The 1,353-nt window shown below is 46.2% G+C and carries 1 protein-coding gene; it reads left to right on the top strand.

All coding sequences use genetic code 11. The annotated features are described in order from the left end of the window. On the top strand, positions 1–1,353 hold a 1,353-nt coding region (locus tag GWG06_RS30335; RefSeq protein WP_160718176.1), incomplete at both ends, for a hypothetical protein.

Here is a 1,353-nt window from a genome sequence, read left to right as displayed (position 1 = left end):
GCGTGGGCAAACGTGGATTCATTGACTTATATGATGTCAATGGCAATGCAATAGCCAAATCTGACAGCAGCGTATTTAAGCACTTCAAAATCGGTATCAACAGCAAAGGATTCAGGGACAGCACCAGCACCGTTGTACTGGACTCTCTATCCCGCGGCCGCATCCGCGACAGCATCATCCAGATAACAGGCAGAACAACAAGGGATAGCCTCATCAAAAGCACTGTATTCAGAGATAGTATTTATACGAAACTGCAAGGAAAAGCAGACAGCGTGGGTAAACGCGGATTCATTGATCTATATGATCTCAACGGAAATGCACTGAGCAAAGCTGACAGCAGCGTATTTAAACACTTCAAAATCGGTATCAACAGCAAAGGATTCAGAGACAGCACCAGCATCGTTGTACTTGACTCCCTATCCCGTGGCCGCATCAGGGACAGTATCATTCAGATAACCGGAAGATCTACCAGGGATAGCATCATCAAAAGCACCGTATTCAGAGATAGCATTTATACCAGGCTGCAAGGGAAAGCGGACAGCGTGGGTAAACGTGGATTCATTGACCTATATGATGTTAACGGTAATGCACTGAGCAAAGCTGACAGCAGCGTATTTAAACACTTCAAAATTGGCATCAACAGCAAAGGGTTCAGGGACAGCACCAGTACTGTAGTACTCGATTCCCTTTCTGCCGGCCGTATCCGCGATAGCATCATTCAGATAACAGGAAGAACAACCAGAGACAGTCTCATCAAAAGCACCGTATTCAGAGACAGCATTTATACCAGGCTGCAAGGAAAAGCAGACAGCGTGGGTAAACGCGGATTCATTGATCTATATGATCTCAACGGAAATGCACTGAGCAAAGCTGACAGCAGCGTATTTAAGCACTTCAAAATTGGCATCAACAGCAAAGGTTTCAGGGACAGCACCAGTACCGTGGTGCTTGACTCCCTATCTCGTGGCCGCATCCGCGATAGTATCATTCAAATCACTGGTAGATCTACCAGAGACAGCATCATCAAAAGCACCGTATTCAGAGATAGCATTTATACCAGGCTACAAGGGAAAGCAGACAGCGTGGGTAAACGCGGATTCATTGATCTATATGATGTTAATGGTAATGCACTGAGCAAAGCTGACAGCAGCGTATTTAAACACTTCAAAATCGGTATCAACAGCAAAGGATTCAGGGACAGCACCAGTACCGTTGTACTGGACTCTCTATCCCGTGGCCGCATCCGCGACAGCATCATCCAAATAACAGGAAGATCTACCAGGGATAGCATCATCAAAAGCACCGTATTCAGAGATAGCATTTACACGCGCCTGCAAGGAAAAGCAGACAGCG

It is taken from the genome of Chitinophaga solisilvae (genome assembly GCF_009928525.1).
GTDB classification, from domain to species: Bacteria; Bacteroidota; Bacteroidia; order Chitinophagales; family Chitinophagaceae; genus Chitinophaga; species Chitinophaga solisilvae.
This window is presented reverse-complemented; position numbering and strand designations above follow the sequence as displayed.